The organism is Mesorhizobium sp. M0621 (assembly GCF_040320745.1).
In the GTDB taxonomy this organism is placed as follows: domain Bacteria; phylum Pseudomonadota; class Alphaproteobacteria; order Rhizobiales; family Rhizobiaceae; genus Mesorhizobium.
Genome location: NZ_JAMYQF010000026.1, coordinates 1 through 24,460, shown reverse-complemented (window position 1 = coordinate 24,460; position 24,460 = coordinate 1). Strand labels below are relative to the sequence as shown.

The following is a 24,460-nucleotide window of genomic DNA, read 5'->3' as shown; positions in this document are numbered from 1 at the left end:
GGTGCAAGCCTTGATTGCGGCGGCTCGGGCGCTGGCCTCAACAAAACTCCTCGATGCTGGTTGACGGCGCCCGCCAAAGCATCTTCCAATGGCCGTCACAACAGACCGATTGAGACGGGACAACACGATGACACTGGCGGCTGCGGCGCAATCCGCGACATGGACTTTCATCGATGGTGATTGGTACGAGGGCAATGTCGCCATTCTGGGACCGCGCAGCCACGCCATGTGGCTCGGCACCAGCGTGTTCGACGGCGGCCGCTGGTTCGAGGGCGTCGCGCCGGACCTCGATCTTCACGCCGCCAGGGTGAATTCTTCGGCGATTGCGCTCGGTCTCAAGCCGTCGATGACCGCCGACAAGATCGTTGGGCTGACGTGGGATGGGTTGAAGAAATTCGACGGCAAGACGGCGGTCTATATCAGGCCGATGTACTGGGCCGAGCATGGCGGCTATATGGGCGTGCCGGCCGATCCCGCATCGACCCGCTTCTGCCTTTGCCTCTATGAATCGCCGATGATCCCGCCGACCGGCTTTTCGGTGACCGTGTCGCCGTTCCGGCGCCCGACTATCGAAACCATGCCGACCAACGCCAAGGCCGGCTGCCTCTACCCCAACAACGGCCGTGCCATTCTCGAAGCCAAGATGCGGGGCTTCGACAACGCAATGGTGCTCGACATGCTGGGCAACGTCGCCGAGACCGGAACCTCGAACATCTTCCTGGTCAAGGACGGCCATGTGCTGACCCCGGCGCCAAACGGCACCTTCCTGTCCGGCATCACCCGCTCGCGCACAATGACGCTGCTTGGCGAATATGGCTTCAAGACCACCGAAAAGACGCTGTCGGTGCGCGATTTCCTCGAAGCGGACGAAATCTTCTCGACCGGAAACCATTCCAAGGTGGTGCCGATCACGCGCATCGAGGATCGCAATCTGCAGCCCGGTCCGGTGGCCAGGAAGGCGCGCGAACTCTATTGGGATTGGGCGCATTCGACTTCCGCCGCCTGAGCGGATAAAAAGGCGATCGGCGCTTCATTCCGGAGTTGCCCCAACCCATTCCAGACCTATCTTAGTCCGGTATCGACACCGGATTTTTCCACGAGGGAGTACTATCGATGGCTTTTGAATTGCCCGCTCTGCCTTACGACTATGAGGCGTTGCAGCCTTACATGTCGAAAGAGACGCTGGAATATCACCACGACAAGCACCACAAGGCCTATGTCGACAACGGCAACAAGCTCGCTGCCGAAGCCGGCTTGGGCGATCTGTCGGTCGAAGAGGTGGTCAAGCAGTCGTTCGGCAAGAATGCCGGCCTCTTCAACAATGCCGCCCAGCACTACAACCACATCCATTTCTGGAAGTGGATGAAGAAGGGCGGCGGCGGCAACAAACTGCCGGGCGCCCTGCAGAAGGCGGTCGATAGCGATCTCGGTGGTTATGACAAGTTCAAGGCCGACTTCATTGCCGCCGGCACGACGCAGTTCGGCTCTGGGTGGGCCTGGGTCTCGGTCAAGGACGGCAAGCTGGCGATCTCGAAGACGCCGAATGGCGAGAACCCGCTCGTCCATGGCGCGTCGCCGATCCTCGGCGTCGATGTCTGGGAACACTCCTACTACATCGACTATCGCAACGCCCGGCCGAAATATCTCGAGGCGTTCGTCGACAGCCTGATCAACTGGGATCACGTGCTGGAGTTGTACGAAAAGGCCAAGTGATCGATTTTCAGAAAAGCCCCGGCATCTGAACTGGCCCCCGAAGGTTGATGTCCAACTTTCGGGGGCCAGTTCACATCCCCGGGGCTTTTCTTTTTCTGCGTCTAGGTTCCCGCAACAGCAAAAGTTTGCCAAAAAATCATCCAGGGAAGGGAATTTTCCCCCTGTAGCATCCGTTAACGTCCTGTCCCGAAACGCCTTCATCACGGAGCCAATTGAATGAGAAAGCTTGTTATCGCCATCTCTATGCTCGCCCTCGCGGCGTCGGCGGCCTTTGCCGACCCGATCCTCGATCGGCAGGCTTTGATGAAGGAACGCGGAAAGATCGCCGGCGGCCTGTCGAAAGTGGTCAAGGGCGAGGAGCCTTTTGACGCTGCGGCGGTGCTGACGGCACTGCAGGCCTTGCAAGCGAATGAGGAGAAATTGGATGTCGACGCGCTGTTCCCGGCGGGCAGCGACACCGGCGATACCACGGCGTCGCCGAAGATTTGGGAAGACATGGCTGGCTTCAAGGCCGCCAACGACAAATATCTGGCCGACATTAAGGCAGGGATCGCCGCCGCTCCTGCCGATGTCGATGCGTTGAAGACGCAGTTTGGCACCATCGCGTCCAATTGCGGCACCTGCCACCAGACCTATCGGGTGAAAAAGAGCTGATAGCGGGCGATGCCCTGGCTGAAAAAACTCGTCGGCGCCCTCGTCGTTCTGGGCGGCGTCGGCGCGGCTGCCGGGTGGGTTCTGTCGGCGCCGGTGAGGCTCGACGGTGAGACCCTGGTCAAGCTCGGTCCTGGCGACGCGGCCAAGGGCAAGCGCATTTTCTATGCCGGCGGTTGCACCTCCTGCCATGCCAAGCCGGGCTCGCAGGGCGATGCGCGGCTTCAACTCGTGGGTGGGCTCGAACTCAAGACGCCGTTCGGCACCTTCGTGCCGCCCAACATCTCGCAAGATCCCAAGGACGGCATCGGCGCGTGGTCGGTCGAGGACCTCGCCAACGCCATGCTGAAGGGTGTCTCGCCCTCGGGCGAGCATTTCTATCCGGCGTTTCCCTATGCTTCCTACGCGCGCATGAATCCGGCCGACATTGCCGATCTCTACGCCTTCCTGAAGACGCTGCCGGCGGTCGCCGGCAAGGCCCCGGCCAATTCGCTCGGTTTTCCCTTCGACATTCGTCGCGGCATCGGCCTGTGGAAACTGCTCTACCTCAGCGACCAGCCGGTTGTTGCATTCCCCCAAGGCACCCCTGATCCAGTGATGGCCGGCCGCTATCTGGTCGAAGGGCCAGGCCATTGCGGCGAATGCCACACGCCGCGCGACTTTGCGGGCGGCACGAAAAAGAGCGAGTGGCTGGCCGGTGCCGTGGCTGCCGAAGGCAAGGGCATCGTACCCAACATCACATCGGGCGAGGGCGGTATCGGCAATTGGTCGGAAGCCGACATCGCCAACTACCTCGAAACCGGCTTCACGCCTGACTTCGATTCCGTCGGCGGCGCCATGGTCGACGTGCAGCGCAACATGGCCCAATTAGCGCCGGAGGACCGTGCGGCCATCGCCGCCTATCTCAAGGCAATACCGCCGCATCCAAACGGCTATCCGGCGCGCAAGAAGACCACGAACTAGTCTTCGGATGACAGGTGGCGGTCGCCGAGAAAGTCGAAGCCTGTTTCGAAGAAGTGGTTGTAGTTGCAGGTCAACTCCTCGCCGGGAGCGATGTCGCGCAAGGCGTAGGTCTCCTCGGGCGAGGAGACATCGCAATTCGGTTCGTCGTCATGGTTCATGTAACGCGCGTCGTCGGCTTCGAAGACGATGTAATTCGGATCGCGCCGGTCGGGATAGGAGTAGCGGTCGAGATAGTTCTTCACCGGCCCGGCTTCGCGCTCATAAGTCTCGACCTCGATGAGCCGGTCGAACCGTGGATCCAGCTTCCAGATCAGCGCGCCGCGGGAAATGGCGTTCTTGGCAAAGACGCCGATGCCCTGGATGGGCGATTTGTCGAGATAGACGTCGACGAGCAGCATAACGGACCTTTATGCGATTGGGGCTGTCGGGGCTTGGGAAAAGCCGCGCACTGGGTAGCGCGCGGCCATCGCAATTGCGAGTGAAATGAGCAGCGCGGAATTCAAAAAATCATGATCGCCAGCACGACTGACAGACCTCGCCACTTTCCCGTCAACGCTGCTGCAGCGCGAGCCGAACACCCAGAGCACAGTAGATGCCGCCGACAACCTTGCCTTGCCATCGCAGCACCGTCGGATTTCGGCGCAGGAACGCGCCGAGCCGACCGGCGCTCACGGCAAAGACGACCGTGCTGAAAAGGCCAAGCATGACGAAGATGATCCCCAATGTGGTCAACTGAAGCATTACCGATCCGTTTTCAGGCCGCACGAACTGAGGCAGGAAAGCGAGAAAGAAAAGCGCGGTCTTGGGGTTGAGCACTTCGGTCAGGACAGCCTGTCGAAACGCCTTGCCGGCGGAGATCGCGAGCCCACCGGCAGCCGGATCGGCCGGTATCTTCTTGATGATCGCGCGAATGCCGAGATAAACCAGGTAGGCCGCGCCGATGTATTTTATGAGGCTGAACAGCGTCGCCGACGTGGCGATGATCGCCGAAATGCCGACCATCGCCATGACGGTGTGAAACACATCGCCGGCCGCGATTCCGGCGCCGGTCGCGATGCCAACCTTGGTTCCCGAACTCGTTGCCCGGGCGATCGTCAGCAGGGTGGCGGGGCCTGGAATGAAGACGAAGCCAAGCACGACCGCGATGTAAGCGATCAAGGTGGTGAGATCGATCATTTGTGGGTTGCTCCTGCAATATGTGCCTTGCCCGTCACCTTCAGCGCAAACGAATAGGTGTAGGCGATCTCCTCCAGCCGCGAAAACCGGCCGGAGGCACCGGCGTGTCCGGAATCCATGTTGATCTTGAACAGCACCGGATTGTCGCCGCTCTTGCGGTCGCGCAGCCGCGCCACCCATTTGGCCGGTTCCCAATAGGTGACGCGCGGATCGGTGAGGCCGGCCAGCGCCAGGATCGGCGGATAGTCGAGCGCGGCGACGTTGTCATAGGGCGAGTAGGCGGCGATGGTCCGGTAATCGTCGGCGGACGCGCTCGGATTCCCCCATTCCGGCCATTCCGGCGGTGTCAGCGGCAGGCTCGCGTCGAGCATCGTGGTCAACACATCGACGAACGGAACCTCGGCGACGATGCCGCCGAAACAATCCGGCGCCATGTTGGCGATGGCGCCCATCAGCATGCCGCCGGCCGAACCGCCTTGCGCGACTATGCGCTCATGCGCCGTATAGCGCTCGGCAACAAGGTGGCGCGCACAGGCGATGAAATCCGTGAACGTATTCATCTTCTGCGCCCGCTTGCCGTCATCGTACCAGCCATAGCCCTTGTCCTTGCCGCCGCGGACGTGGGCGATGGCGAAGACAAAGCCGCGGTCGACCAGCGAGAACCAGTTGGTATTGAAAGCGGCCGGCACGGTGATGCCATAGGAACCGTAGCCGTAAAGCAGGCAAGGCGCGGATCCATCCAGCGGCGTGTCGCGGTGATGCAAGAGCGAGATCGGCACCAGTTCGCCGTCGCTGGCCGGCGCCATAAGCCGCCGCGTGACATAGTGGTCCGCGTCATGGCCGGACGGCACTTCCTGGGTCTTGAGCAGCACCCGCTCGCGGGTGCGCATATTGTAGTCGAACACCTGGGCCGGCGTCGTCATCGACGAATAGGAAAAGCGCATGATCTCGGTGTCGTACTCATAGGAACCCGACAGGCCGAGCGAGAAGGCCTCCTCGTCGAGGGACAGAAGGTGCTCTTCGCCGCTGCTGCGGTCGCGCACGATAATGCGCGGCAAGCCTTCCTTGCGTTCGAGCCGGACCATGTGGTCCCTGAAGCCGATCACCGACAGGATCAGCCGGCCGGGTTCATGCGGCACCAGTTCCTGCCAGTTGGCGCGGACCGGATCGCTCGCCGGCGCCGTCATGATCTTGAAATCCTTGGCGCCGTCGGCGTTGGTCAGGATGAAGAAGATGTCGCCGCCTTCTTCCAGATCGTACTGAAGGCCAATCTCGCGCGCCGAGACCAGTTTCGGTTCGGCAAACGGGTCGCTGGCGCGCATCAGGCGGTATTCCGACGTCTCGTGATCGTTGATGCCGATCATGATCCATTCGTTGTTGCGGGTGCCGTCGACATTCATGAAGAAGCCGGGATCGGTTTCCTCATAGATCAGCCGGTCGCTTTCCGGGCTGGCGCCCAGCGCATGGAACAGCACCTTGGACGGGCGGTGGTTGGGATCGAGACGCGTATAGAAGAAGCCGTCATTGCCGGCGTTCCAGACGCCTGAACCGCCGGTGTCGGAAATCTGGTCGGCAAGCTCCTTGCCGTCGGCAAGGTCACGCACGCGAAGCGTGTAGAATTCGGAGCCCTTGTCGTCGAATGCCCACAAGAGCTTGGCGTGGTCGGCCGAGTGATCGACGCCGCCAAGGCGGAAATAGGCCTTGCCCGCGGCCTCCGCGTCGCCGTCGAGCAGGATATGCTCGGCGCCCCCGTCACGCGCCATGCGGAAATAGCGCGGCTGTTCGCCACCAAGCTTGAAGGACGAACCATAGGCATAGGGTCCGTCCTTCATCGGCACGGAAGAATCGTCTTCCTTGATACGGCCCTTCATCTCCTTGAAAAGCTGCTTTTGCAGCTCGACCGTGTCGGCCATCAGCTTTGACTGGTAGACATTCTCTGCCTCCAGCTCAGCGCGGATCCCAGCATCGAGCAATGACGGATCCCGGAACATCTCCTGCCAGTTGTCGGCCCGCAGCCAGGCATAGTCGTCGGTTCGTGTGATGCCGTGATGCGTGTCGAAAACCGGCCGCTTCTCGGGCGTTGGCGGGCTGACGATCGGAAATGCGGATGTCTTGGTCATTGCGTCTCGCTTTAGAAGAACCTTGAATGGCGAATGAACACGCTGATCAGGGCGGGTTCAAGAGCCGCAGCGCATGGGTTGTGCCGGCTCCAGGAGATGAGCCGGGAGGAGAGATGATGACTATTTGGTCTCGGACTGCCGCGGCTTTCGCCGTTGCTTCGCTAACTCTGGCCTGTGCCGGCCAGTCTCATGCGACCGTATTCGCGGCTTGGCAAGTGGCCAATGTGCCGTTCGGCGATACGCTCAATGTGCGCAAATACCCTTCGGGTACGTCCCAGAAGCAGGCAGCATACCCCAACGGGACCGTTCTGCAGATGACCGGACGATGCACCGGCGGGATAAACCTGCTCGACATCGCCAGCCAGCTGGCGTGGAAGCAGAAACAGACGGTTCGCTATCGCTGGTGCGAAGTCTGGCATAACCCGGCCCAGAACGGCAACTTCGTCACCGGGTGGGGCCTACGGCAAATACATCACCCCGCATTGATTATGCGGCGGCGATCAACCGATCCGGTCGGATGACAGGCATGTCGCCTGATTGCTTGCACAGGACGGCGGCAACCTGTGGTTTTGTGGACAGACATGAACAACCAAGCTTGCGCGTGCAGTAGCCAAGAAAAATCAAGCATTGAAGCCTGATTTGTGAGTTACCACGAATGTAACGGCGAGCTGACGTTGCGTCAGCCGTTGCTGGTTGGCGCGAGAAATATCGATAAATTACACAGTGCACGAAAGATTGAAGCTGATCGGCGAATAATTGATCAGCATCGTTCAATATAGCGCAAAGGGTGAATTGACTTACTTTGTGCGCAGGCTCATTGATATGCCCGTGACACGAATCGCAGAAGCTCTAGCTGCACAAATTCGTGCAATGCCCTGGTTGTAAAAAAAGGGCGCAGATCGAAGTAACTCTTGTTGGGGCCTGAAAACCATGGATATTGCCGAAACACCTTCCAGAAACAGCGATGCGCTGATCGAATTGACCGCCGACGTGGTGGCCGCCTATGTCAGCAACAACCCCGTGCCGGTCGGCGAATTGCCGAACCTGATATCCGATGTCCATGCTGCGCTTGGCCGAGTGGGCGGAACCGCCGAACAGCCGCCTGCCGACAAGCAGAAGCCGGCGGTCAACCCGAAGCGCTCGGTTCATGACGACTACATCGTCTGCCTTGAAGACGGTAAGAAGTTCAAGTCGCTGAAGCGCCATTTGATGACCCACTATGACCTGACGCCGGATCAATATCGCGAAAAGTGGAACCTCGACCCGACCTATCCGATGGTTGCACCCAACTATGCCGCTGCCCGCTCCCAGTTGGCCAAGAAGATGGGCCTCGGCCGCAAGCGCAAGGCGCGGTAATCGCTGCTAGCCAGATTGATCGACTTCAACGGCGCCTTCGGGCGCCGTTTGATTTTGCACGGGCGGCAAACGTGCCGTAGCTTGATAGGCTATCAGGCGGTCTGCTTGAGCGCCGCCTCCGCGTCGCGCTTGATGCGCTTGACCATCGAGCGAAGGCCATTAGCGCGCTGCGGCGACAGATGCTCGTCGAGGCCGAGTTCTTTCAATGTCGCTTCCGCGTCGGTCTTCTGGATCTCGCTGGCGGTCCTGCCGGAAAACAGCGCCAGCATGATCGCGACCAGCCCACGCACGATATGAGCATCCGAATCGCCGGTGAAAGTGACGACCGGATCGGCTCCAGGCCCCTGTTCGGTGGTCAGCCAGACCTGGCTGACGCAGCCCGGCACCTTGTTGGCGGCGCTGCGCTGCTCGTCCGGAAACGGCGGCAGTGCCTCGCCGAGTTCGATGACGTAGCGATAGCGGTCTTCCCATTCCTCAAGGAACGAAAAATCGTCGCGGATCGTCTGGATCGTAGTGGTCATGGGCCGGATATAGTGACGCGGCGGCGCCGCGTCACGGAAAAAACAAGGACACTGCGGGCGTCGAGAGGGCAGACAGCCCGCGGTGCGCCGTCGAAACGGCTTAATTCTGCGCCGGAAGGGTGACTGTCTCGGGCAAGACAACTTCCTCGGGCACGCTGCCGGTCATCGTCGATGTGTCAGGGCCGGCGGCGGACTTGTCGTCCAGCATCGCTGCCGCGATCTTGGCTGTCTCTTTGGCGCGGGCGGTGATGGTGTGCATCGCCGACTTGCCGGTCTCGCAGACATCGGGCTTGCGTTCGCAAATGCCGGCGATGTCGCCAACCGCTTCGCGTGCCGCAAACAGAGCCTGGATCGGGCCGACGCTTTCGCGGCCCGTTTCATCGGGACCAACAGTCAGCGGCAGCGCCAGCAGCACCAGCGAAAACCAGAAAGCCATTCTTATCAGGAAGACCATACCCTTGCCCTCTCGTCGTGACCGGATCATGCATCCATATGGCATGACCTCTTTTGTAGGCAGGATGTTGGCACACAGGCGCAAAGGACGGCTTGCGGGCAAAGTGAGAATTTTCCTCAAATTTTAGGCAAATTCGAAATGAGCCGTTGTGCAATCGATTTGTCTCAAATCCGAATGATTTCTCTTAACGCGAGATAAACCATCTATCTCCATGCTTTTCCTGGTTTTTCCTGAAAGCCGGGAGTCCGGGCTCTGCGTGCAGCCAACCGACGGGCACGGGTCGGCGAATAACCCTCCGTTTACTATGGCTGCATTTGCCCGGGCTTTCGGCTGCCGGCATCCCGATATTTGCCGCAAGCCGAGGCCTTGGTCGACCCTGCCTTATCCATTCCTTAAACGCTGGATGCGAGTTTCAGAGCCAACCAGAACGATCTGCAAAGCAGAGCTGTCCACGACGATTACGGGTGCGTTGAGTTGAGTTCAATCAAGGCCAGATACGTTGAATTGCCTGGCGCGATTGCCGCCGGTTGCGAACGTATGGTCCATCCGTCCATCCTTGGGCAGAGCGACCGCGAGCGCCAGCGCCGCTTCATCGGGGTCATGCTCGCCGCTCCTTTCTTTGCCGCTGGTGCCGCGGTCACGCTGGTCACTTCAGGCATGGGCGCCGCCGTCACCATGGCCGCCATCTTCGCGGCGTTTGGCCTGTGCTGGTTCGTCGCCTTGCTGGTGGCGGCGACCGGCAAGATGGCGATTGCAAGTCAGCTCGCCCTGGCAGTGGCGGGCATTTCTCTCGGCAGTCTCATTGCCGCCGCGGGCGGGCTGAGTTCGCCTGTCGCCATGCTTGTCGTGGCGCTGCCATTCGAAGCCTGGTGGATCGGCGCCTCGCGGCGTGCAGCACTTTGGGGAGCCGTGTCGGCCGCTGCCGCCATCCTGGCTCAGCCTCTGGTTGGAACGGTGTTCCCGTTCGCAGGAGCGCAGATTGCTGCGTGGCATTGGCTGGTGCCGTTGGCCTGGGCGCTCACAGTGATGCCGCGTGCGTCGGTGTTTCGCGACACCGCCGATGCGGCCGATGTCGTGGACACTGCCGATCGGCTCGAAGACATTATCGATGCGGTGGTCTTGCGCGTCGCACGTCATGGCGAGGTTCTGGACGCTTCGCCAAAGGCGCGCACGCTTTTGAAATTGCCGGCCGAACTGCTGTCTGGAAACGGCTTCTTCGATCGCATTCATCTCTCGGATCGCGTCTCCTATCTCAGCGCCCTGGCCGACATGCGCGACGGTGCACTGTCGCGCCGGCTCGAATTGCGCATCAGGCTGCCTCAGAACGGCAACGGCCAAAATGACAATCGCCTGGCGGCAGACAATTATCGGCCGTTCTCGCTCGATCTGGTGCGCGGTGAGGAACAGGGCGACGTCTTCACGCTTGTCCTGCGCGAGAATGACGAGATTGCCCGGCTGCGCGAGGATCTGGCGGCGGCCAATGAGGCGGCCGCGTCCGCCGAGGTGGCGAAGGGGCGCTTCCTGGCGGTGGTGAGCCATGAACTGCGCACGCCGTTGAATGCCATCATCGGCTTCTCGGACATGCTGCTGCATGAGATGTTCGGCGCCTTCAAGGATCCGCGCCAGAAGGAATATGTCGGCTTGGTGAGGGATTCGGGCCAGCATCTGCTTGCCGTCGTGACTTCGATACTCGACGTGTCCAGGATTGAATCGGGTGTCTATGCGACCGAACCGGAGCCGTTCCGGTTCGCGGAAGCGGTCGATATGTGCCAGTCCATGATGCGGCTGCAGGCGCAGGTCAAGAACATCGATCTGCAGGCGCAGATCGCGCCGGACGCCGGCGACATCAATGCCGATCGGCGTGCCGTGCAGCAGATGCTCATCAACCTCGTGTCAAATGCGATCAAGTTCACTCCGGATGGCGGCGATGTCGTCGTCGGCGCCAAGCGGATAGGTTCGCGTCTGCATTTCTGGGTCAGGGACACCGGCATCGGCATAGCTGAGGAGGATTTTGCCAATCTCGGCAAGCCCTTTATGCAGATCCAGAACGACTATACCCGCCGTTTCGAAGGGACAGGTCTCGGCCTTTCGCTGGTCAAGGGCCTGGTTGCCTTGCACGATGGCACGATGTCCATCGAAAGCATGCCGGGCGAGGGCACCACGGTGACCATCAGCCTGCCGGTGAACGGACCGAAGGGACATCAGGCGGAGAAGGCCGGCGTGCTGACCATGCCTGTGGCTATGGCGAAAGGGGACAGAAATGGCTCGCTCCGCAAGACAGCCTAAGAAGGCGGTCAAGCGCCGCAGCAATGCCTTTCAGGATGGTGCCGTCGCCGTCGGCGGCATGATTTCGCGCAATCCCGTCCTGGTGGGTGGCTCGACGGCATTCCTGGTGACGTTGTTCTACGTTTCCGCGAATGCCTTGTGGTATCAGCCTTTCCCGCATGCTGGCGCGTTCTTTGCGACCCGCAGCATCGCGGGCTTTCCGCACATGGCGGCCGACGAACCGGAGACGACATTCAACATCGTGCGGCCATCCGGCGCGCCGGCGCCGATCAAGGGCGATCCGGTAGTCGAGCAGGTGCAAGGCATACTGAAGGATCTCGATTTCTATTCTGGAACGGTCGACGGCATTTCCGGACCCAACACGCGCAAGGCCATCCAGGCCTATCAGCAAAAGGTTGGGCTCAACGCGTCCGGCGAGATCGACGCGCTGCTGCTGGATCAATTGGGCGCGACGCCGAAAACCGCTTCCGTCGTACCCAGACCGCAGCCGCGCCCGGATACGCCGGTCGCCGTTCCAGTGTCTTTACAGACGAATTCCGGGCAGGCGAATGCCGAGCAGACGAACACCGCGCAGGCGCCCGATGCCCGCATCGTCAAGATCCAGGCCGGGCTCAAGGCATTCGGCAATGACGATATGCAGCTGGACGGCGTCGTCGGCGCGCGCACCAAATCTGCGATCAAGGAATTCCAGTCGCTGTTCGGGCTGCCGCAAACTGGCGAGCCCGACGAGATCGTCTACGTCAAGATGCGCGAGATCGGCCTGACCAACTGACGGCTGAAACGACGGCTCGCCGAGCGGCTGAAATATCAATAGAGAACCCTTGTTTCCATGCATGTCGTTGTCCCAAAACCCGGGGCCACTTTTGGTCGACATGCATTAGCGGAGTTCTCACTATGCGCGTCACATCGGATCTGTGGGTCTCGGCCCTGTTGCGCCGGGTTTTCAGCGCCGGCGGATTTGCCGCCGTGGCCAAGCGCGGCGCGGCCGAAGCCGGCGCTGTTTTCGTGCTGGCGCGGGGCAGGCTGGGCGAGGTTGCCCTGTTCGGCCCGGCGCCGCAGACCAGCTACGACTCAGCCAAGCCCGACGAGCGGTTTTTCACTCTGCTCGGGGCCGGCGACGATGCCGCCATGCTCGATGCCAGGCTGGAAAGGGAGAAGAAATTCGATCCCGATATCTGGGTGGTCGAGATCGAGGCCGGCACAGTGCCGGTCGACGAGCTTATTTCCGTGAAGACGCCCTGAAGCCGGAGGAAGCCGCCGCATCGTCACTGTTCGATGCCGTGTGGGCGTCGCTGTTTGCGGGTGCTGTCTCGCGAACCGCCGTTGAAAGGCTTTCCGCTTTCCACATCCGCACCTTGTCCTGGGCCGCCTCGCGATGCAGCAGGCGGTAGCGGTCGAGGAAGGTGCGAATAGCCTGCGGATGCGGGAACTGGCTGGGATAAACGGCAACCGTGACCAGGAATGCCCTGTCCTCGCTGAGGTCGAGCGAGCGCAGAGCGGCAAGCAGCGACGCGTAGTTCTGGTTGGCGGTGAGCGATCGCGCGACCGAGAAATCGATATCGAGCGCGTCGGCGAGTGCGGTGTGGAAGAAGGCGGCATTTCCCGTCAGCGCCGTCTCCCGCAATTTCACATAGGTATCCGCGCCGGTGAAAGGATCGGCGCTCGTCGCCGATGCCTCGTCGCCGGTGCGCATCATGGAACGCAGCCTGCGCCGTGCGCCTTCGGCGGCAGCGCCGGCCACCTGTCCTCCGTTGGGCTCTTCGGCGGCAGTTTCGGTACTCGCAGGCACGATCCTGTCCGCCGCAATGGCGTTCGCTTCCGGCTCCCGCACTCGCACCAGAGTTGGCCTTTCGAGGGCCCTGATCAGATCGGCGATGGTCGGGTTCAGATCCTTGCGGCGCGCAATGGCGCGTGCATGCGGCAGTCCGTGCCGGCCGATCAGCGCGATGAGATCGATGTTGCTTACGGCGCGTGAGCGGATGAGCAAGGGAGCGGCAATGTCGACCGGCTCCTCGCAGAGGCGGCGCACCAAAGCGGGAGGCGCATATTCGCATTCGGAAAGGGCAGCCGCCACGTAACGGCGAGATTCGACGGACACATCGTCGAACAGCGGCAGCGTCAGGTCTTCGAGCTGGCCGATCTCTCGGCGTGAAGGGCGGGTCAGCGAGCAGAATGCCGACACCGCGGCGCGGAACAGCCTTTCGGCCTTTCCCGGATCTTTCCGTGCCGCGATTTGCCTGAAGTCCGAAGATGACACGAAGGATACGCCCGTACTCAATACAACCTTGACCACGCTCGACCGGACTGTGTCGGTTTCGCGAATGCCCCGGTCAGGACACCCTGACCTCTAGACAAAGATCAAGTTAGCGACGATCCGTTAGCGCTCCGTTAACCCTCTGCCGGCCTTAATGATATTTGGAGGCGTTGCGTTGTGCTCCGGGGAAACCGAGAGGAATGCGCGAACCATGGGCATGGTACTGTCTTTCGTGCCGCGAACGGCACCAAGCAATCGAGCAAAGCAAGCCGCCGAAATGCCGGCGGCGGTGATCATCTTTCCCGGCATCCGCTACGAGCGGTCTCATGCCGGCGAAGTGCGGCCGGTTGATCCCGACAAGCCGGGATCGCCAGGGACGAAGCCGGTTCCGCACCACTGAGTTTCGGCAGCCATGGACCATTGGTCGCGATCGCGTCTAGAAGTCCTGCAGCTCGCAAGAACTCTGCTCGAAGAAGCGCGATACGATCGGCTTCCAGCTGTCATCGGGCACGAAGGCGCGGATGACGAAGATGCCTTCCTCGATCGGCGCTTCGACAAAGATCGCTCCCTGAAGCTCCTCGGGAAGGTCCTTGCGCACGTCAATCATCTGCACCGGCGTCAGCACGACGGCATCCAGCACGCCGCCGGTCGCGGTGTGGTCGTTGAAGGAATAGATGTTGTGGCCGCTGCGGTCATAGACCGACACCGACCAGAACGGGACATGTCCAGGCGCCTTGATGCGGACCATGCCTTCGCCCAGGTCGAACCGGCACGCCGTTGCGTAAAACAGCGGATCGACGGATTTCACCACGGGCGCGCCACCGGCCTCGGCATCGAGCCGGGTCATCCTGTAGAGATCCGACGCCATGGACAGCCGCGACCAGGCATCGCGTTCAGAAAACTCAGGCACCAGGAACAGCACGACGATGTGGACGATGCCGGCGCCGAGCAGGCCGAGCAGGGCCGCATGAAAAAGCCTGCGCATCGCCGCATGGAAACTACGCATCGCAGCCGACCTTTACGATCCGCGGCAGCGAAACGTCCGACAGGCCGGTGCTGCTGGCGATCGGCGTGTCGTAGAAGGTCAGCACGAAATACATCCTGCCGAAACCGTCGGTCAAAAGCCAGTTGCCCGGCATCGGGTGACGGCCGGCGGAAATGATGACAGAATTGTCGGGCTGGCGCATAACCCCATAGGATTGCAGCGCCGCAAGCCGGGGTTTGCCGGTTTCGACCACGCCGAGCGACTGGTCGGCGGCATAGAGTGTCCAGAACCGTGCCGTCGGAAAACCACCCTCGATCGTGTAGGTGCATTCGCGCTTGAGTTCGCCGCCGCCCGTGTCGCGCTCGGCGACGAAGGACAGCCCTTCGGCGCGGCCGAGCGCAAGCACGCCCTCGCGCGCCACGCGGGCTTTGGAATAGGGATCGGCGGATGGCGTGCCGATATCGGGAAAGGCCGTCCATTGGCCGATCCGGATGGCGCCGACACCATCCTGGACCTTGAGCGCATACCAGACGCTGCCGCCGCCGCCGACGATGGCTATGGCAAGCGAAAGCAGCGTCAGGAAGGCATTCTTGAGCATGAGGGGCCGGGGATAAGAAGAGTTGCCGCTCGGAGATATCGCGGCGTGGGGGCTTGTGGCAAGCGGGCCGATGGATTTGCCCGCCCAAGCCAGTCGGAATGATCCGCCCAGTCGGAAAGGATCACAGTGCCGACAGCGTCTCCGGCGATTGAGGCGCATCGAGGGCCAGCGGAGACTGGAACAGTTTGGTCATGTCCCGCAACGTCTGCGTGGTCCGGCTGGACAGCACCGCCGGCCGTTCAGCCGCGGCATCGGCCGCCGCCTGCGCGTCGCTCTTCTTCTGCGCTTCCTCGGCCTTGGCCGCGATCTCCTCGTCGACAAAGGGTTTGTCGATGCCCGGGATCGGCTTGAGGTCGATGTTCTGGTGCGCGTAGACCATCAGTCGCTGCCACACCATCGCCGGCAGCGAGCCACCCGTCATGTTCTTGGTCGGCGTGAAGTCGTCGTTGCCCATCCATACCGCCGCCGTGTAGTTGCCGGTGAAGCCGACAAACCAGGCGTCGCGGTAGGATTGCGTCGTGCCGGTCTTGCCGGCGACGACGATGTTGGGAAGTTGAGCCCGCCGCGCCGTCCCCATCACCGGCACCGCCGCCAGCATCGTATTCATCGATTTCAGCGCCTGCTCCGACAGCACCCGGTGTGGCGGCGGCGCATCCTTGGCGAAATCATAGACCACGTCGCCGGTGCGGGTCACCAACTGGGAGATGCCGTGCCGGGAGCCGACGAAGCCGTTGTCGGCGAACACGCTGTAACCGGTCGCCTGGTCCATCACCGTCATGCCCGAGGTGCCGAGCACCATTGTCTTGTGCGCTTCGAGCGGCGACTCCACACCCATCGCCTCGGCCATTGCCTTGATCGGCGGAATGCCGAGATAATCCTTGGCCAGCCGCACCGGCACGGTGTTGATCGACTTGGCCATTGCCATGATCAGCGTGACGTTGCCCGCCGATCCGCCGCTGTAATTGTGCGGCGACCAGGAGCCCCAGCTGATCGGGCCGCCGGAAATGATGGAATTGGGCGTGAAGCCGTGTTCCATCGCCGTGGCGTAAACATAGGGCTTGAACGATGAACCGGTCTGGCGCAGCGCCTTGGTGGCGCGGTTGAACTGGCTGGCGCCATAGTCGCGGCCGCCGACGATGGCTCTGACGGCGCCGTTGGTCTCGATGACCACGACCGCACCCTCGGTAACATTATACTCCTTGCCGAACTGGCGCAGGTGGAACTCCACCGATTCTTCCGCCGCCTTCTGGATGTTGGCGTCGAAGGTGGTGTGGGCAACGAGCGAGTGCTGGCCCGGTTTGGCGATCTTCTTGACCTCGTCGAATGCCCAATCGAGGTAATAATCCGGGCTCTTCTGTTCGCCGCGATCGACGACGTCGGCCGGGTGCAGCCTTGCCTGCAAAACCTGACCTTCGGTCATGAAACCGGAATCGACCAAGTTGGACAGCACCACATTGGCGCGCGCACGCGCCGCCGGCAGGTTGATATGGGGGGCGTATTTGGTCGGCGCCTTGAACAGACCGGCCAGCATCGCTGCCTCGGCGAGGTTCAGGTCCTTGACGCTCTTGCCGAAATAGAAATCGGCGGCCGCCTCGATGCCGAACGTGCCGCCGCCCATGTAGGCGCGGTCGAGATAGAGCTGCAGGATTTCCTTCTTCGACAGATTGGCCTCGAGCCACAGCGACAGGAAAGCTTCCTTGATCTTGCGCTCCAACGTGCGCTCATTGGTGAGGAACAGGTTCTTGGCCAGCTGCTGGGTGATGCTTGAGCCGCCCTGGACGACGGAATTTGCCCGCACATTCTCGAAGATCGCGCGTGAAAGGCCCAGCACATCGATGCCGTAGTGATCGAAGAAGCGGCGGTCCTCCGTGGCGAGAACCGCCTTGATGACATGATCGGGCATCTCGTCGACCGGCACGGAATCGCGCTGGATGATGCCGCGCTGGCCGATCTCGTTGCCGTAGCGATCGAGGAAGGTGACCGCGAAGTCGCCCTGGGCGCGCCAGTCGCCGGCTGTGTCCTGGAAAGCCGGAATGGCCAGCGCCAGCATCACCACAATGCCGCCGGCACCGAGGGTAAAGCCTTCGCTCAACAGTTCGATGATGCCGCGGCGCCAGCCGCTGACACGGAAGCGCCGCGAGAAGATCGTCGCGGATTCCCAGAATAGGCGCGCCTTGAAACCGATCTCGTAAAGCGAGGAATCGATCCACGCATCGAGCGCCAGCAGCCGGGTGGCGATCGGACCTCTTCTCTTGCGTGGTTCAGGACTGGCCATTCGGAATCCGGCTAGCGATCGCACGACCTGAGGACCGCAAACCGGCAATTTCAGGGCGATGCACCGTCCCGACTATTCATCCATTTTGCCGACACCCACAAGGGCGGTGAGGACACAGCTGCTCGGTTTATTGGTGCAAGGGCAGGGGCAGGCATGAATGGCGACCGCCGCCGCCTCGAAACCGGGCGCCTCGAGCTCGCCGGCCCGAGGTTGGCGCAATCAGCCTGCCAGAGCAGTGCCTTGAACGATCATCGCGGCGAGGCTGCCGCGACAGCCGCCTGGAGCAGAACCCGCGCGCCGGTAACTGCGTCGGCGGGCTCCACATATTCTGCCTCGTTGTGGCTCAGCCCGTCACGGCACGGCACAAAAATCATCGCGGCAGGCGCCACCCGGGCGAGGAACAGCGCATCATGGAATGCCCCCGATATCATCTGCTTGTGCGGCAGTTGCAGGGAATTGACGGCCGCCTCTACGGTTTTGACCATATCGGGAGAGAATGCCGCCCCGGGCATGTCGAACGACCGCCTGATCATTGCCGTGCAATGCTGAGCCTCTGCCTCCGCCGCGCAGACCTGGCGCAGTTCGGCTTCGATGGCATCGAGCCGCTCTACCTGCGGGTGTCTGATGTCGACGGCGAAGACCACCGACTGCGGTATGGCATTGATCGATCCCGGCTTGGCGGTGACCCGGCCCACCGTCAGCCTTGCGCTGCTGTCGAACGGCATGACCGTCATCTGCAGCCTGTGCATCGCGGCAACGGCCGCGACCATCGGATCCCTGCGGTAGGCAAGGCCGGTTGTACCGGCGTGACCGGCAGCGCCCTCAATGGCGACTTCCAGCCACCGCGTGCCTTGCACGGCGGTGACGATACCGATCGGCAACCGCTCCTTTTCCAGCGATGGTCCCTGTTCGATATGGAGCTCGATAAAGCCGGAGACCGGCATGCCGAGGGGGCGAAGGGTTGCCTCTGGCAAGGCGGAGATGGTTGCCGCGAGCTCCTCTGCGAGGGACGCACCGTCGCTGCCGATTATGGATTGCCACGCTGAAATATCGGCCCCGGTGAAGGCCATGGAGCCCATGACACCCGGCGCGAACCGGCTGCCTTCTTCATTGGCCCAGGCGACGACCTCGATCGGCATTCGAGTTTCGGCCTTCGCGTCCTCCACTGCTTCGAGCGTCTCGAAGGCGGAAAGCGTGCCGAGCGCTCCGTCGAAGCGTCCGCCGGTCGGTTGGCTGTCGAGATGGCTGCCGATCAGCAGCGGCGGCAGCGTGGCATCCGTACCCTCGCGGCGGATGAAGAGGTTCGCCATGGCGTCCTGAAAAACCGCGAAACCACGCTCGATCGCCAATTCCGCCAGCAGGCGCCTAGCGCTGCGATCCTCAATGCTGAACGCCTGACGGTTTACGCCGCCGGCTCGCGTCGCGCCGATCCGGGCGAAGGCATCGAGGCGGCCCAGCAGCCGCTCGCCGTCGATCTCCGGCACCAAAGTCACCGCTTGAGGCCTCGGATAAAGCCGTTCACCCGTTGAGGGTCGACCTGGTTCCACCAGACGCCATCGTGCTTAAGCGAACTGGCGACAATGACGCCGTCGACGATGTCGAGGATATCGTTGGCGTTGTCGGGCGTCACCCCGCTGCCGACAAGCGTCGGCAGTCCGGCGGCGTCCTTGATCATCCTGATGTAACCGAGATCAGCGGCGTGGCCGGTGCGCTGGCCAGTGGCGATCACCGCGTCGGCATCGAAGAACACCAGATCCTTGACCTGTTCCTCAACCGGCCGGTCGCCGACGATGGCGTGGGCGCCATGCTTGACATGGGCGTCGGCGAAGATGCGGATGCCGTTGGCCCTAAGCCTGGCCCGGAAGCGCATGGCGCGCGCCGCTTCACCTTCGATAAGGCCCTCATTGGCGACATAGGCGTTGGCCCACTGATTGACGCGGACGAAGGAAGCGCCGGAGGCACTGGCGATCGACAGCGCGGGAATGGAAGCATTGGCAAGCACGTTGATGCCGATCGGCCGGCCGAGTTCCCTGCGGATCCGGTCTGAGACGACGGACATGTAGGCGGAAGTTTCCGGCCCGATATCATCGGGCTTGGCAAACGGAACGTCGCCGTGGTTCTCGACGATCACGCCATCGCAACCGCCATGCAAATAGGCTTTGGCGTCGTCGAGGCCACGTTGATAGATGGCCTCGACCGCTTCGCCATCATAGCGCGGCGCACCTGGCAGGGGTGCCAGATGAACAACGCCGATCACCACCTTGCTTCTGCCGAAGATCGACTGCAACGCATCATTCGTCACCTGGCCGATCGGTTTGGAGGATTTTGTCATGCGGTTTCCGCTTCCGTCGTTTCCATGAGCAGTTTCATCTCCTGCCTGTCGGGGCAGGAGCCGAGCGTGCCGGCGCGTCCGACCGAGATCGCTGCGGCACGGATCGCGATCCGCGCTGCCATGGCGAGGTCCATGCCGACTGCAAGACAGCCGGCGAGGCAACCGCAGAAGACATCGCCTGCGCCGCTGGTGTCTACCACAGCCACCCTCGGCGCCACGAACCGGTCGATCCGTCTTTCGCCATCGGCGACCAGGCAGCCGAGCGCGCCAAGCGTCACGATAGCGGTTCCTGCGCCTTGGCGGATTAGTTCGCGGGCTGCCGCGTCGGGATTGCTCAATCCGGTCAGTTGCGCCGCTTCGCCGGCATTGGCGACGGCGACGCTGACGTCGCTCAAACCCGGTGTATTGCCGGCCGCAAGCGGGCTTGGATTGAAGACCGTCGTTGCCCCCGCACCCCGCGCCATCTTTAGGCAAGCGGTCGTTACGTCCGGATCCAGGTTACCCTGAACCACGACGATGTCGCCGTGTTCGACCGATCGGACAAAATCGCCGTCGGCCAGGGGATCGAAGGCTGCGGCGCAACTTGCGCCAGTGACGATGAGGTTCTCGCCCCGCGCATCGACCATGATGGTCGACCGGTCGCTGGGCAGCTGCAGCGTCGTCAGATAGCTGGCATCGAGATCGCGGCTCAACTGCTCTGTGATCCAGGCTCCGGCGGCATCGTTGCCGATCGCCGCATGGAAGCGGACATCGGCTCCGGTGCGCGCCGCGGCCACCGCCTGGTTCGCACCCTTGCCGCCAAGCCCGTCGGCATGTTCCGAAGCGTTAAGCGTCTCGCCTGGCGCCGGAAAACGGTCCAGGCGAAACGTCGTATCGACGCAAACATTGCCGACGACATGGACGCGCATGGCTAGTCCCTGGCCGTTGCCCAGCCCAGCATCTGTTCGAACAGTGTCTTGTAGCCATTCCAGGCGATGAAGCCGGGCGGCAGCCAGTGCGGGCCGACATCCGAGGTCCAGGCAACGGTGCGGCCCTGGCCATATTTGCCGGTCACCAGCAGTGGCAGCGAACGGTAGTCGGAGGAAACGGTGGCGAGAACTTCCGCGCCGTCCTTGACCGTGACTTCGTTGAAGCCGAGCAGGATCGGCCAATCCTTGCCGAGACCCTTAAGGATCGGATGGCTCTGCGGGCCGACAACGACTGGCGCATAGCCTTCCGGAACCTCGACGCGGTCGTCCACCGGCAGGCAGGTGACCGGCAGAACGTCCTCGACCGGCGTCTTGTGATAGCGCGCGCCCCCATTGATGCCCTGGAAGCTGTAATAGCCGCCGAACATCAACAGGCCGCCGCCATTGCCGACATAGTCGCGCAACAGGCGCAGCCGGTTCGGAGTTGGTTTGGAGTGGACCCAGGTGTCCGGGTGGAGCAACAGCGTGTTGGCGCCAAGATCGGAAAGCACGACCGCATCGTAGGCCGAAAGCGTTTCCATGGTCTGCGGAAAGTTCCGTTGCGCCTCATGCGCCGGCATGAAGGTGACGTCGAACGGACCGTCCTTCAGCGCGGCCAGCAACTCGTCGGCACCGGTGTGATAGGTCACGGTCGGAAACTGGTCGAAGCCTTTGATGTGGGTCGCGGTCGAGACCCAGGATTCGCCTGCGAGAAGAACCTTCTTCCTGGACATGTAGACTCCTGCCTTGTTTGGGGCCGCGGCTCAGAGGCCCTCGGCGAACACAGTCTTTGGATTGTCGATGAGCATCGTGTCGATTGCCGATTGTTCGACACCATGGCGCTTCAATCTCGGCACGAAATGCTTGAGGATGAAGCCGTAGCCGAAGCCGCCGAAGCGGGTCAGCATGATCTTGAGAAAAACGTCCTGCGACAGCAGAATCCGGTCGAGCAGCCCCATGTCGATCAGCGAACGGATGGCCCGCGCGTTCTGCTCGTCGGACGGCGACTGCGCATCCTGGTCGGCATAATAGAAATCCATGCCGATCATGTCGTATTCCAGGAAGGCGCCGCGCGCGGCGAGGCTTTGCTGGTAGGCAAGATCGTTGTGGCTCGGGTTCATGTGGCAAAGCACCGTATGCCGGAGATCGGCGCCTTCCGCCTCGACCACGTCGAGCACGTCATGCGCCAGCCGCTCCCAGCCGGGAAGATGAATGGTCAGCGGCACGCCGGTGATCTTGGCCGCGCGGGCCGAAGCCCGCAGTGACTTGCGTTCCTCATCGGTGAAATCCTTGCTGACGCCGACCTCGCCGATGATGCCGGCCATGATTTCGGGTTGCGTCGACCCGCCGCCGACGTCGTTGACGAGGAATTCGGTGACGTCGTCGACGTCCATCGCTTTCAGCCAGTCGGGGTGGGTGTGCTGCAGGTAAAAACCTGTCCCCATGACGATCCGCAACCCCGAGGCGCGGGCGATTCGCGCCAGCTTCACCGGATCGCGGCCAATGCCGATATTGGTCGCATCGACCACGGTGTGGCCGCCGAGCGCCCGGTATTTCGCCAGCTCCGAAAGCGCCAGATCGCTATCGTCGAGCGAGACGTTGTCGCGGTTCATGTAAGGGTTCATCCGCAACTCGCCGATGATCTCCATGCTGACCGGCTGCTCGGCGATCTTCTTCTCGTCGGGATGGCAGGGGCATTTCCACGAAGTCGCGCCATCGAGCAGGATATGCTCGTGCATCAGCGTCACGCCCATGTCGGCGATGGCGACGGGGCCGGTAACGGTCATCACGGTGCCGGAGCGGACACCGATAGGCACCCGTTCCCTTGGTTTGTCTTCGAACAGATGATCCATGTCAGCGGCTCCGCGTTGCGCCCTTGAACAGCCGGAAATTCAGCCAGATGGCAACGAGGATGATTGTGCCGGTGACGATCGGCGTCAGGAAGGGCGACATATGCGCCAGGATCAGGCCGTTGCCGATAACGGCGACGGTCAACGCGCCGAGCACGGTGCCGATGATCGTGCCACGCCCGCCGAACAGGCTGGTGCCGCCAAGCACCACGGCGGCGATGACATCGAGCTCGAAACCCTGGCCGGAATTCGACGAGCCGGAACCGAGCCGGGCGGCAAGAACAATGCCGGCCACCGCCGCCGCCATGCCTGACAGCACATAGACGAACAGGGTCATGAAGCGCGTATCGACACCGGCGCGGCGCACGGCTTCGGCATTGGCCCCGATGCCGGTGACATAGCGTCCGAATGGCGTCTGGTTGAATGCGAGATAGGCGACGATTAGGACGACAAGGGCGAGCAGTGCCGGTACCGGCACACCGAGAAACCAAGCCCTGCCGATGTTGACGAAGAAGCTGGTCGGCTCAACCGGGATAGAATAGCCGCCGGTGATGAGCAACGCTACGCCGCGGATAATCGAGAGCCCGGCAAGTGTGACGATAAAGGCCGGTATCCGCTCATAGGCGATGAAGAAGCCCTGCAAAACCCCGATCGCCGCGCCGAGTGCCAGCATGGCAACGACGACGAGCGGCCACGGCAGTCCGGACTGCAGCAAGACAGCCGACAGCGTCGCAGTCAGCGCCAGCACGGACCCGACCGAGAGGTCGATACCGCCGGTGGTGATGACGAAGGTCATGGCTGCCGCAACGATCAGCAGAGGCGCCGACTGGCGCACGATGTTGAGCAGATTGGGCGCCGTCAGGAAGGAGCCGGTGGCCAGCGAGAAGACCACGCAGACGATGAGGAAGAACAGCGCTATCGAGACGACGCTGCCATTGGCTATCGCCATGTCCTTCCAGGTGGTGTTGTGGACGCGTTTGTGCGGCGAGGCGCTGATATCCCCGGGTGATGACGTGACATTCATGGCTGCGCTGTCTCATCACGGCTGGCGCGGGCCGAACGCGCCGTGAATTTGCGGCCGACGATGAGGTTGACGACCTCTTCGATGCTGGTGTCGCCGATCTTGCGTTCGGCGACGTTGCAACCCTCATACATGACCTGGATGCGATCGCAGACCAGGAACAGATCCTGCAGTCGATGGGTGATGAGGATGACGCTGACGCCGCGGGCGCTGACGGCGCGGATGAGCTCCAGAACCGCTTCAACCTCCGCCACGGCAAGGGCCGCCGTCGGTTCGTCCATGATCAGCACCGATGGATCGAAGGAGGCGGCGCGGCCGATGGCAATCGACTGGCGCTGCCCGCCGGACAGGTTTTCGACCTTGAGCCTGGTATCGGCGATGACGATGCCGAGCCGGTCGAGCATCTCACGCGTCTGATCATGCATGCGCTTGTTGTCGAGAAAGGGGACGCCGAGAACGCGGCGGCGCGGCTCGCGGCCGAGGAAGAGATTGCCCGCCACATCAATCGTGTCGCAGAGTGAAAGGTCCTGATAGACCATCTCCACCCGTGCGGCGCGGGCATCGGCCGGTGAGGAAAAGGAGACAGCCTTGCCGTCGATCTCGATGGTGCCGGAATCCGGAATGACCGCACCGGACAGAACCTTGCTCAAGGTGGATTTGCCGGCTCCATTGTCGCCGACCAGGCCAAGCACCTCGCCAGGCTTCAGGTCCAGCGAAACGTCGTCCAGCGTCTGGATGGGGCCGTATCGTTTGGAAATACCGGTCATCCTGACGCGGTAGGATTCGCCATCGCTCATCACGGTTCCAGTTCTCAAGCCAACAAAGTTCAATCGGTCGCGGGGCCCCGGCCGGCACCCACAAGTCATTTTGGCGCCCCCCGGGGCGCGGCGGCAAAAAAAATATAAAACGCGTGTACAGGGCGGCCATTTTGTAGGTGGCGAATGTTTTACGGAAAAAT

The 24,460-nt window shown here is 62.1% G+C and carries 26 protein-coding genes; 10 read left to right on the top strand and 16 right to left on the bottom strand.

Going from position 1 to position 24,460, the window contains the following annotated elements; genetic code table 11:
* Nucleotides 1–127: 127 nt before the first annotated feature.
* The 4 genes from NKI38_RS18855 (at nucleotide 128) to NKI38_RS18840 (ending at nucleotide 3,327) form a co-directional block, all read left to right on the top strand.
* Nucleotides 128–1,006, top strand: coding sequence for a branched-chain amino acid aminotransferase (locus NKI38_RS18855; protein ID WP_352659705.1), 879 nt, complete (start codon nucleotides 128–130; stop codon nucleotides 1,004–1,006).
* A 107-nt stretch (nucleotides 1,007–1,113) separates the two neighbouring features.
* The gene (locus NKI38_RS18850) at nucleotides 1,114–1,713 is read left to right on the top strand and encodes a superoxide dismutase (protein ID WP_013532667.1); all 600 of its coding nucleotides are present in this window, start codon (nucleotides 1,114–1,116) and stop codon (nucleotides 1,711–1,713) included.
* A 216-nt stretch (nucleotides 1,714–1,929) separates the two neighbouring features.
* Nucleotides 1,930–2,367: a c-type cytochrome gene (locus tag NKI38_RS18845; protein ID WP_352659704.1), complete on the top strand. Its 438-nt coding sequence runs from the start codon at nucleotides 1,930–1,932 to the stop codon at nucleotides 2,365–2,367.
* 9 nt (nucleotides 2,368–2,376) lie between these two features.
* Nucleotides 2,377–3,327 carry a cytochrome c gene (locus NKI38_RS18840; protein WP_352659703.1) on the top strand — a complete coding sequence of 317 codons (951 nt, stop codon included), beginning with the start codon at nucleotides 2,377–2,379 and terminating at the stop codon, nucleotides 3,325–3,327.
* Here the strand turns inward: NKI38_RS18840 and NKI38_RS18835 are convergent.
* The 3 genes from NKI38_RS18835 to NKI38_RS18825 form a co-directional block, all read right to left on the bottom strand.
* Nucleotides 3,324–3,725 carry an SET domain-containing protein gene (locus tag NKI38_RS18835; RefSeq protein ID WP_352659702.1) on the bottom strand — a complete coding sequence of 134 codons (402 nt, stop codon included), beginning with the start codon at nucleotides 3,723–3,725 and terminating at the stop codon, nucleotides 3,324–3,326. The two genes, NKI38_RS18840 and NKI38_RS18835, sit on opposite strands and share 4 nt — an antisense overlap.
* Nucleotides 3,726–3,876: 151 nt before the next feature.
* On the bottom strand, nucleotides 3,877–4,503 hold the full coding sequence (locus NKI38_RS18830; RefSeq protein WP_352659701.1) for a LysE family translocator: 627 nt from the start codon (nucleotides 4,501–4,503) through the stop codon (nucleotides 3,877–3,879).
* Nucleotides 4,500–6,623: a S9 family peptidase gene (locus NKI38_RS18825; protein ID WP_352659700.1), complete on the bottom strand. Its 2,124-nt coding sequence runs from the start codon at nucleotides 6,621–6,623 to the stop codon at nucleotides 4,500–4,502. Before NKI38_RS18825 ends, NKI38_RS18830 begins: the two co-directional genes overlap by 4 nt.
* 26 nt (nucleotides 6,624–6,649) lie before the next feature.
* Here NKI38_RS18825 and NKI38_RS18820 point away from each other — a divergent pair, with 26 nt between their 5' ends.
* Together NKI38_RS18820 and NKI38_RS18815 are read left to right on the top strand one after the other, a co-directional pair.
* Nucleotides 6,650–7,144: an SH3 domain-containing protein gene (locus NKI38_RS18820; RefSeq protein ID WP_502899334.1), complete on the top strand. Its 495-nt coding sequence runs from the start codon at nucleotides 6,650–6,652 to the stop codon at nucleotides 7,142–7,144.
* Nucleotides 7,145–7,553: 409 nt separating this feature from the next.
* Nucleotides 7,554–7,979: a Ros/MucR family transcriptional regulator gene (locus NKI38_RS18815; RefSeq protein ID WP_352659699.1), complete on the top strand. Its 426-nt coding sequence runs from the start codon at nucleotides 7,554–7,556 to the stop codon at nucleotides 7,977–7,979.
* A gap of 92 nt (nucleotides 7,980–8,071) precedes the next feature.
* Here the strand turns inward: NKI38_RS18815 and NKI38_RS18810 are convergent, their stop codons facing one another.
* Both NKI38_RS18810 and NKI38_RS18805 read right to left on the bottom strand, forming a co-directional pair.
* On the bottom strand, nucleotides 8,072–8,500 hold the full coding sequence (locus NKI38_RS18810; protein ID WP_352659698.1) for a SufE family protein: 429 nt from the start codon (nucleotides 8,498–8,500) through the stop codon (nucleotides 8,072–8,074).
* 100 nt (nucleotides 8,501–8,600) lie between these two features.
* On the bottom strand, nucleotides 8,601–8,954 hold the full coding sequence (locus NKI38_RS18805) for a DUF5330 domain-containing protein (RefSeq protein WP_352659697.1): 354 nt from the start codon (nucleotides 8,952–8,954) through the stop codon (nucleotides 8,601–8,603).
* A 537-nt stretch (nucleotides 8,955–9,491) separates the two neighbouring features.
* Here NKI38_RS18805 and NKI38_RS18800 point away from each other — a divergent pair.
* The 3 genes from NKI38_RS18800 (at nucleotide 9,492) to NKI38_RS18790 (ending at nucleotide 12,482) form a co-directional block, all read left to right on the top strand.
* Complete coding sequence (locus NKI38_RS18800; protein ID WP_352659696.1) at nucleotides 9,492–11,240, top strand: PAS domain-containing sensor histidine kinase; 1,749 nt, start codon at nucleotides 9,492–9,494, stop codon at nucleotides 11,238–11,240.
* Nucleotides 11,215–12,012, top strand: coding sequence for a peptidoglycan-binding domain-containing protein (locus NKI38_RS18795; protein WP_352659695.1), 798 nt, complete (start codon nucleotides 11,215–11,217; stop codon nucleotides 12,010–12,012). The genes NKI38_RS18800 and NKI38_RS18795 overlap by 26 nt, the downstream gene beginning before the upstream one ends.
* A gap of 122 nt (nucleotides 12,013–12,134) precedes the next feature.
* Complete coding sequence (locus tag NKI38_RS18790) at nucleotides 12,135–12,482, top strand: DUF1491 family protein (protein ID WP_352659694.1); 348 nt, start codon at nucleotides 12,135–12,137, stop codon at nucleotides 12,480–12,482.
* Here the strand turns inward: NKI38_RS18790 and NKI38_RS18785 are convergent.
* Entirely contained in the window at nucleotides 12,460–13,497 is a 1,038-nt protein-coding gene (locus NKI38_RS18785; RefSeq protein ID WP_352659693.1) for a hypothetical protein, read from the bottom strand. The two genes, NKI38_RS18790 and NKI38_RS18785, sit on opposite strands and share 23 nt — an antisense overlap.
* A gap of 208 nt (nucleotides 13,498–13,705) precedes the next feature.
* Here NKI38_RS18785 and NKI38_RS18780 point away from each other — a divergent pair, with 208 nt between their 5' ends.
* Entirely contained in the window at nucleotides 13,706–13,894 is a 189-nt protein-coding gene (locus NKI38_RS18780) for a hypothetical protein (RefSeq protein ID WP_352659692.1), read from the top strand.
* 36 nt (nucleotides 13,895–13,930) lie between these two features.
* Here the strand turns inward: NKI38_RS18780 and NKI38_RS18775 are convergent, their stop codons facing one another.
* The 10 genes from NKI38_RS18775 to NKI38_RS18730 form a co-directional block, all read right to left on the bottom strand.
* Nucleotides 13,931–14,500 (bottom strand): DUF1254 domain-containing protein, encoded by a 570-nt coding sequence (locus NKI38_RS18775; protein ID WP_352659691.1) that lies wholly within the window; start codon nucleotides 14,498–14,500, stop codon nucleotides 13,931–13,933.
* A complete protein-coding gene (locus NKI38_RS18770) occupies nucleotides 14,493–15,077 on the bottom strand; it encodes a DUF1214 domain-containing protein (protein WP_352659690.1) in 585 nt (194 codons plus the stop codon). Before NKI38_RS18770 ends, NKI38_RS18775 begins: the two co-directional genes overlap by 8 nt.
* Before the next feature lie 121 nt (nucleotides 15,078–15,198).
* Nucleotides 15,199–17,352: a transglycosylase domain-containing protein gene (locus tag NKI38_RS18765; RefSeq protein WP_352659689.1), complete on the bottom strand. Its 2,154-nt coding sequence runs from the start codon at nucleotides 17,350–17,352 to the stop codon at nucleotides 15,199–15,201.
* A gap of 248 nt (nucleotides 17,353–17,600) precedes the next feature.
* Entirely contained in the window at nucleotides 17,601–18,845 is a 1,245-nt protein-coding gene (locus NKI38_RS18760; RefSeq protein WP_352659688.1) for a Zn-dependent hydrolase, read from the bottom strand.
* Nucleotides 18,842–19,684 carry a BtpA/SgcQ family protein gene (locus NKI38_RS18755; protein ID WP_352659687.1) on the bottom strand — a complete coding sequence of 281 codons (843 nt, stop codon included), beginning with the start codon at nucleotides 19,682–19,684 and terminating at the stop codon, nucleotides 18,842–18,844. The genes NKI38_RS18760 and NKI38_RS18755 overlap by 4 nt, the downstream gene beginning before the upstream one ends.
* Nucleotides 19,681–20,592 carry a ribokinase gene (locus tag NKI38_RS18750; protein WP_352659686.1) on the bottom strand — a complete coding sequence of 304 codons (912 nt, stop codon included), beginning with the start codon at nucleotides 20,590–20,592 and terminating at the stop codon, nucleotides 19,681–19,683. Before NKI38_RS18750 ends, NKI38_RS18755 begins: the two co-directional genes overlap by 4 nt.
* Nucleotides 20,593–20,594: 2 nt before the next feature.
* Nucleotides 20,595–21,365: a glutamine amidotransferase gene (locus NKI38_RS18745; RefSeq protein WP_352659685.1), complete on the bottom strand. Its 771-nt coding sequence runs from the start codon at nucleotides 21,363–21,365 to the stop codon at nucleotides 20,595–20,597.
* Between the two features lie 30 nt (nucleotides 21,366–21,395).
* Entirely contained in the window at nucleotides 21,396–22,484 is a 1,089-nt protein-coding gene (locus tag NKI38_RS18740; RefSeq protein WP_352659684.1) for a phosphotriesterase family protein, read from the bottom strand.
* Between the two features lies 1 nt (nucleotide 22,485).
* Nucleotides 22,486–23,505, bottom strand: a complete 1,020-nt coding sequence (locus NKI38_RS18735) for an ABC transporter permease (RefSeq protein WP_352659683.1) — start codon at nucleotides 23,503–23,505, stop codon at nucleotides 22,486–22,488.
* Complete coding sequence (locus tag NKI38_RS18730) at nucleotides 23,502–24,299, bottom strand: ATP-binding cassette domain-containing protein (protein WP_352659682.1); 798 nt, start codon at nucleotides 24,297–24,299, stop codon at nucleotides 23,502–23,504. The genes NKI38_RS18735 and NKI38_RS18730 overlap by 4 nt, the downstream gene beginning before the upstream one ends.
* Between the last annotated feature and the right edge of the window lie 161 nt (nucleotides 24,300–24,460).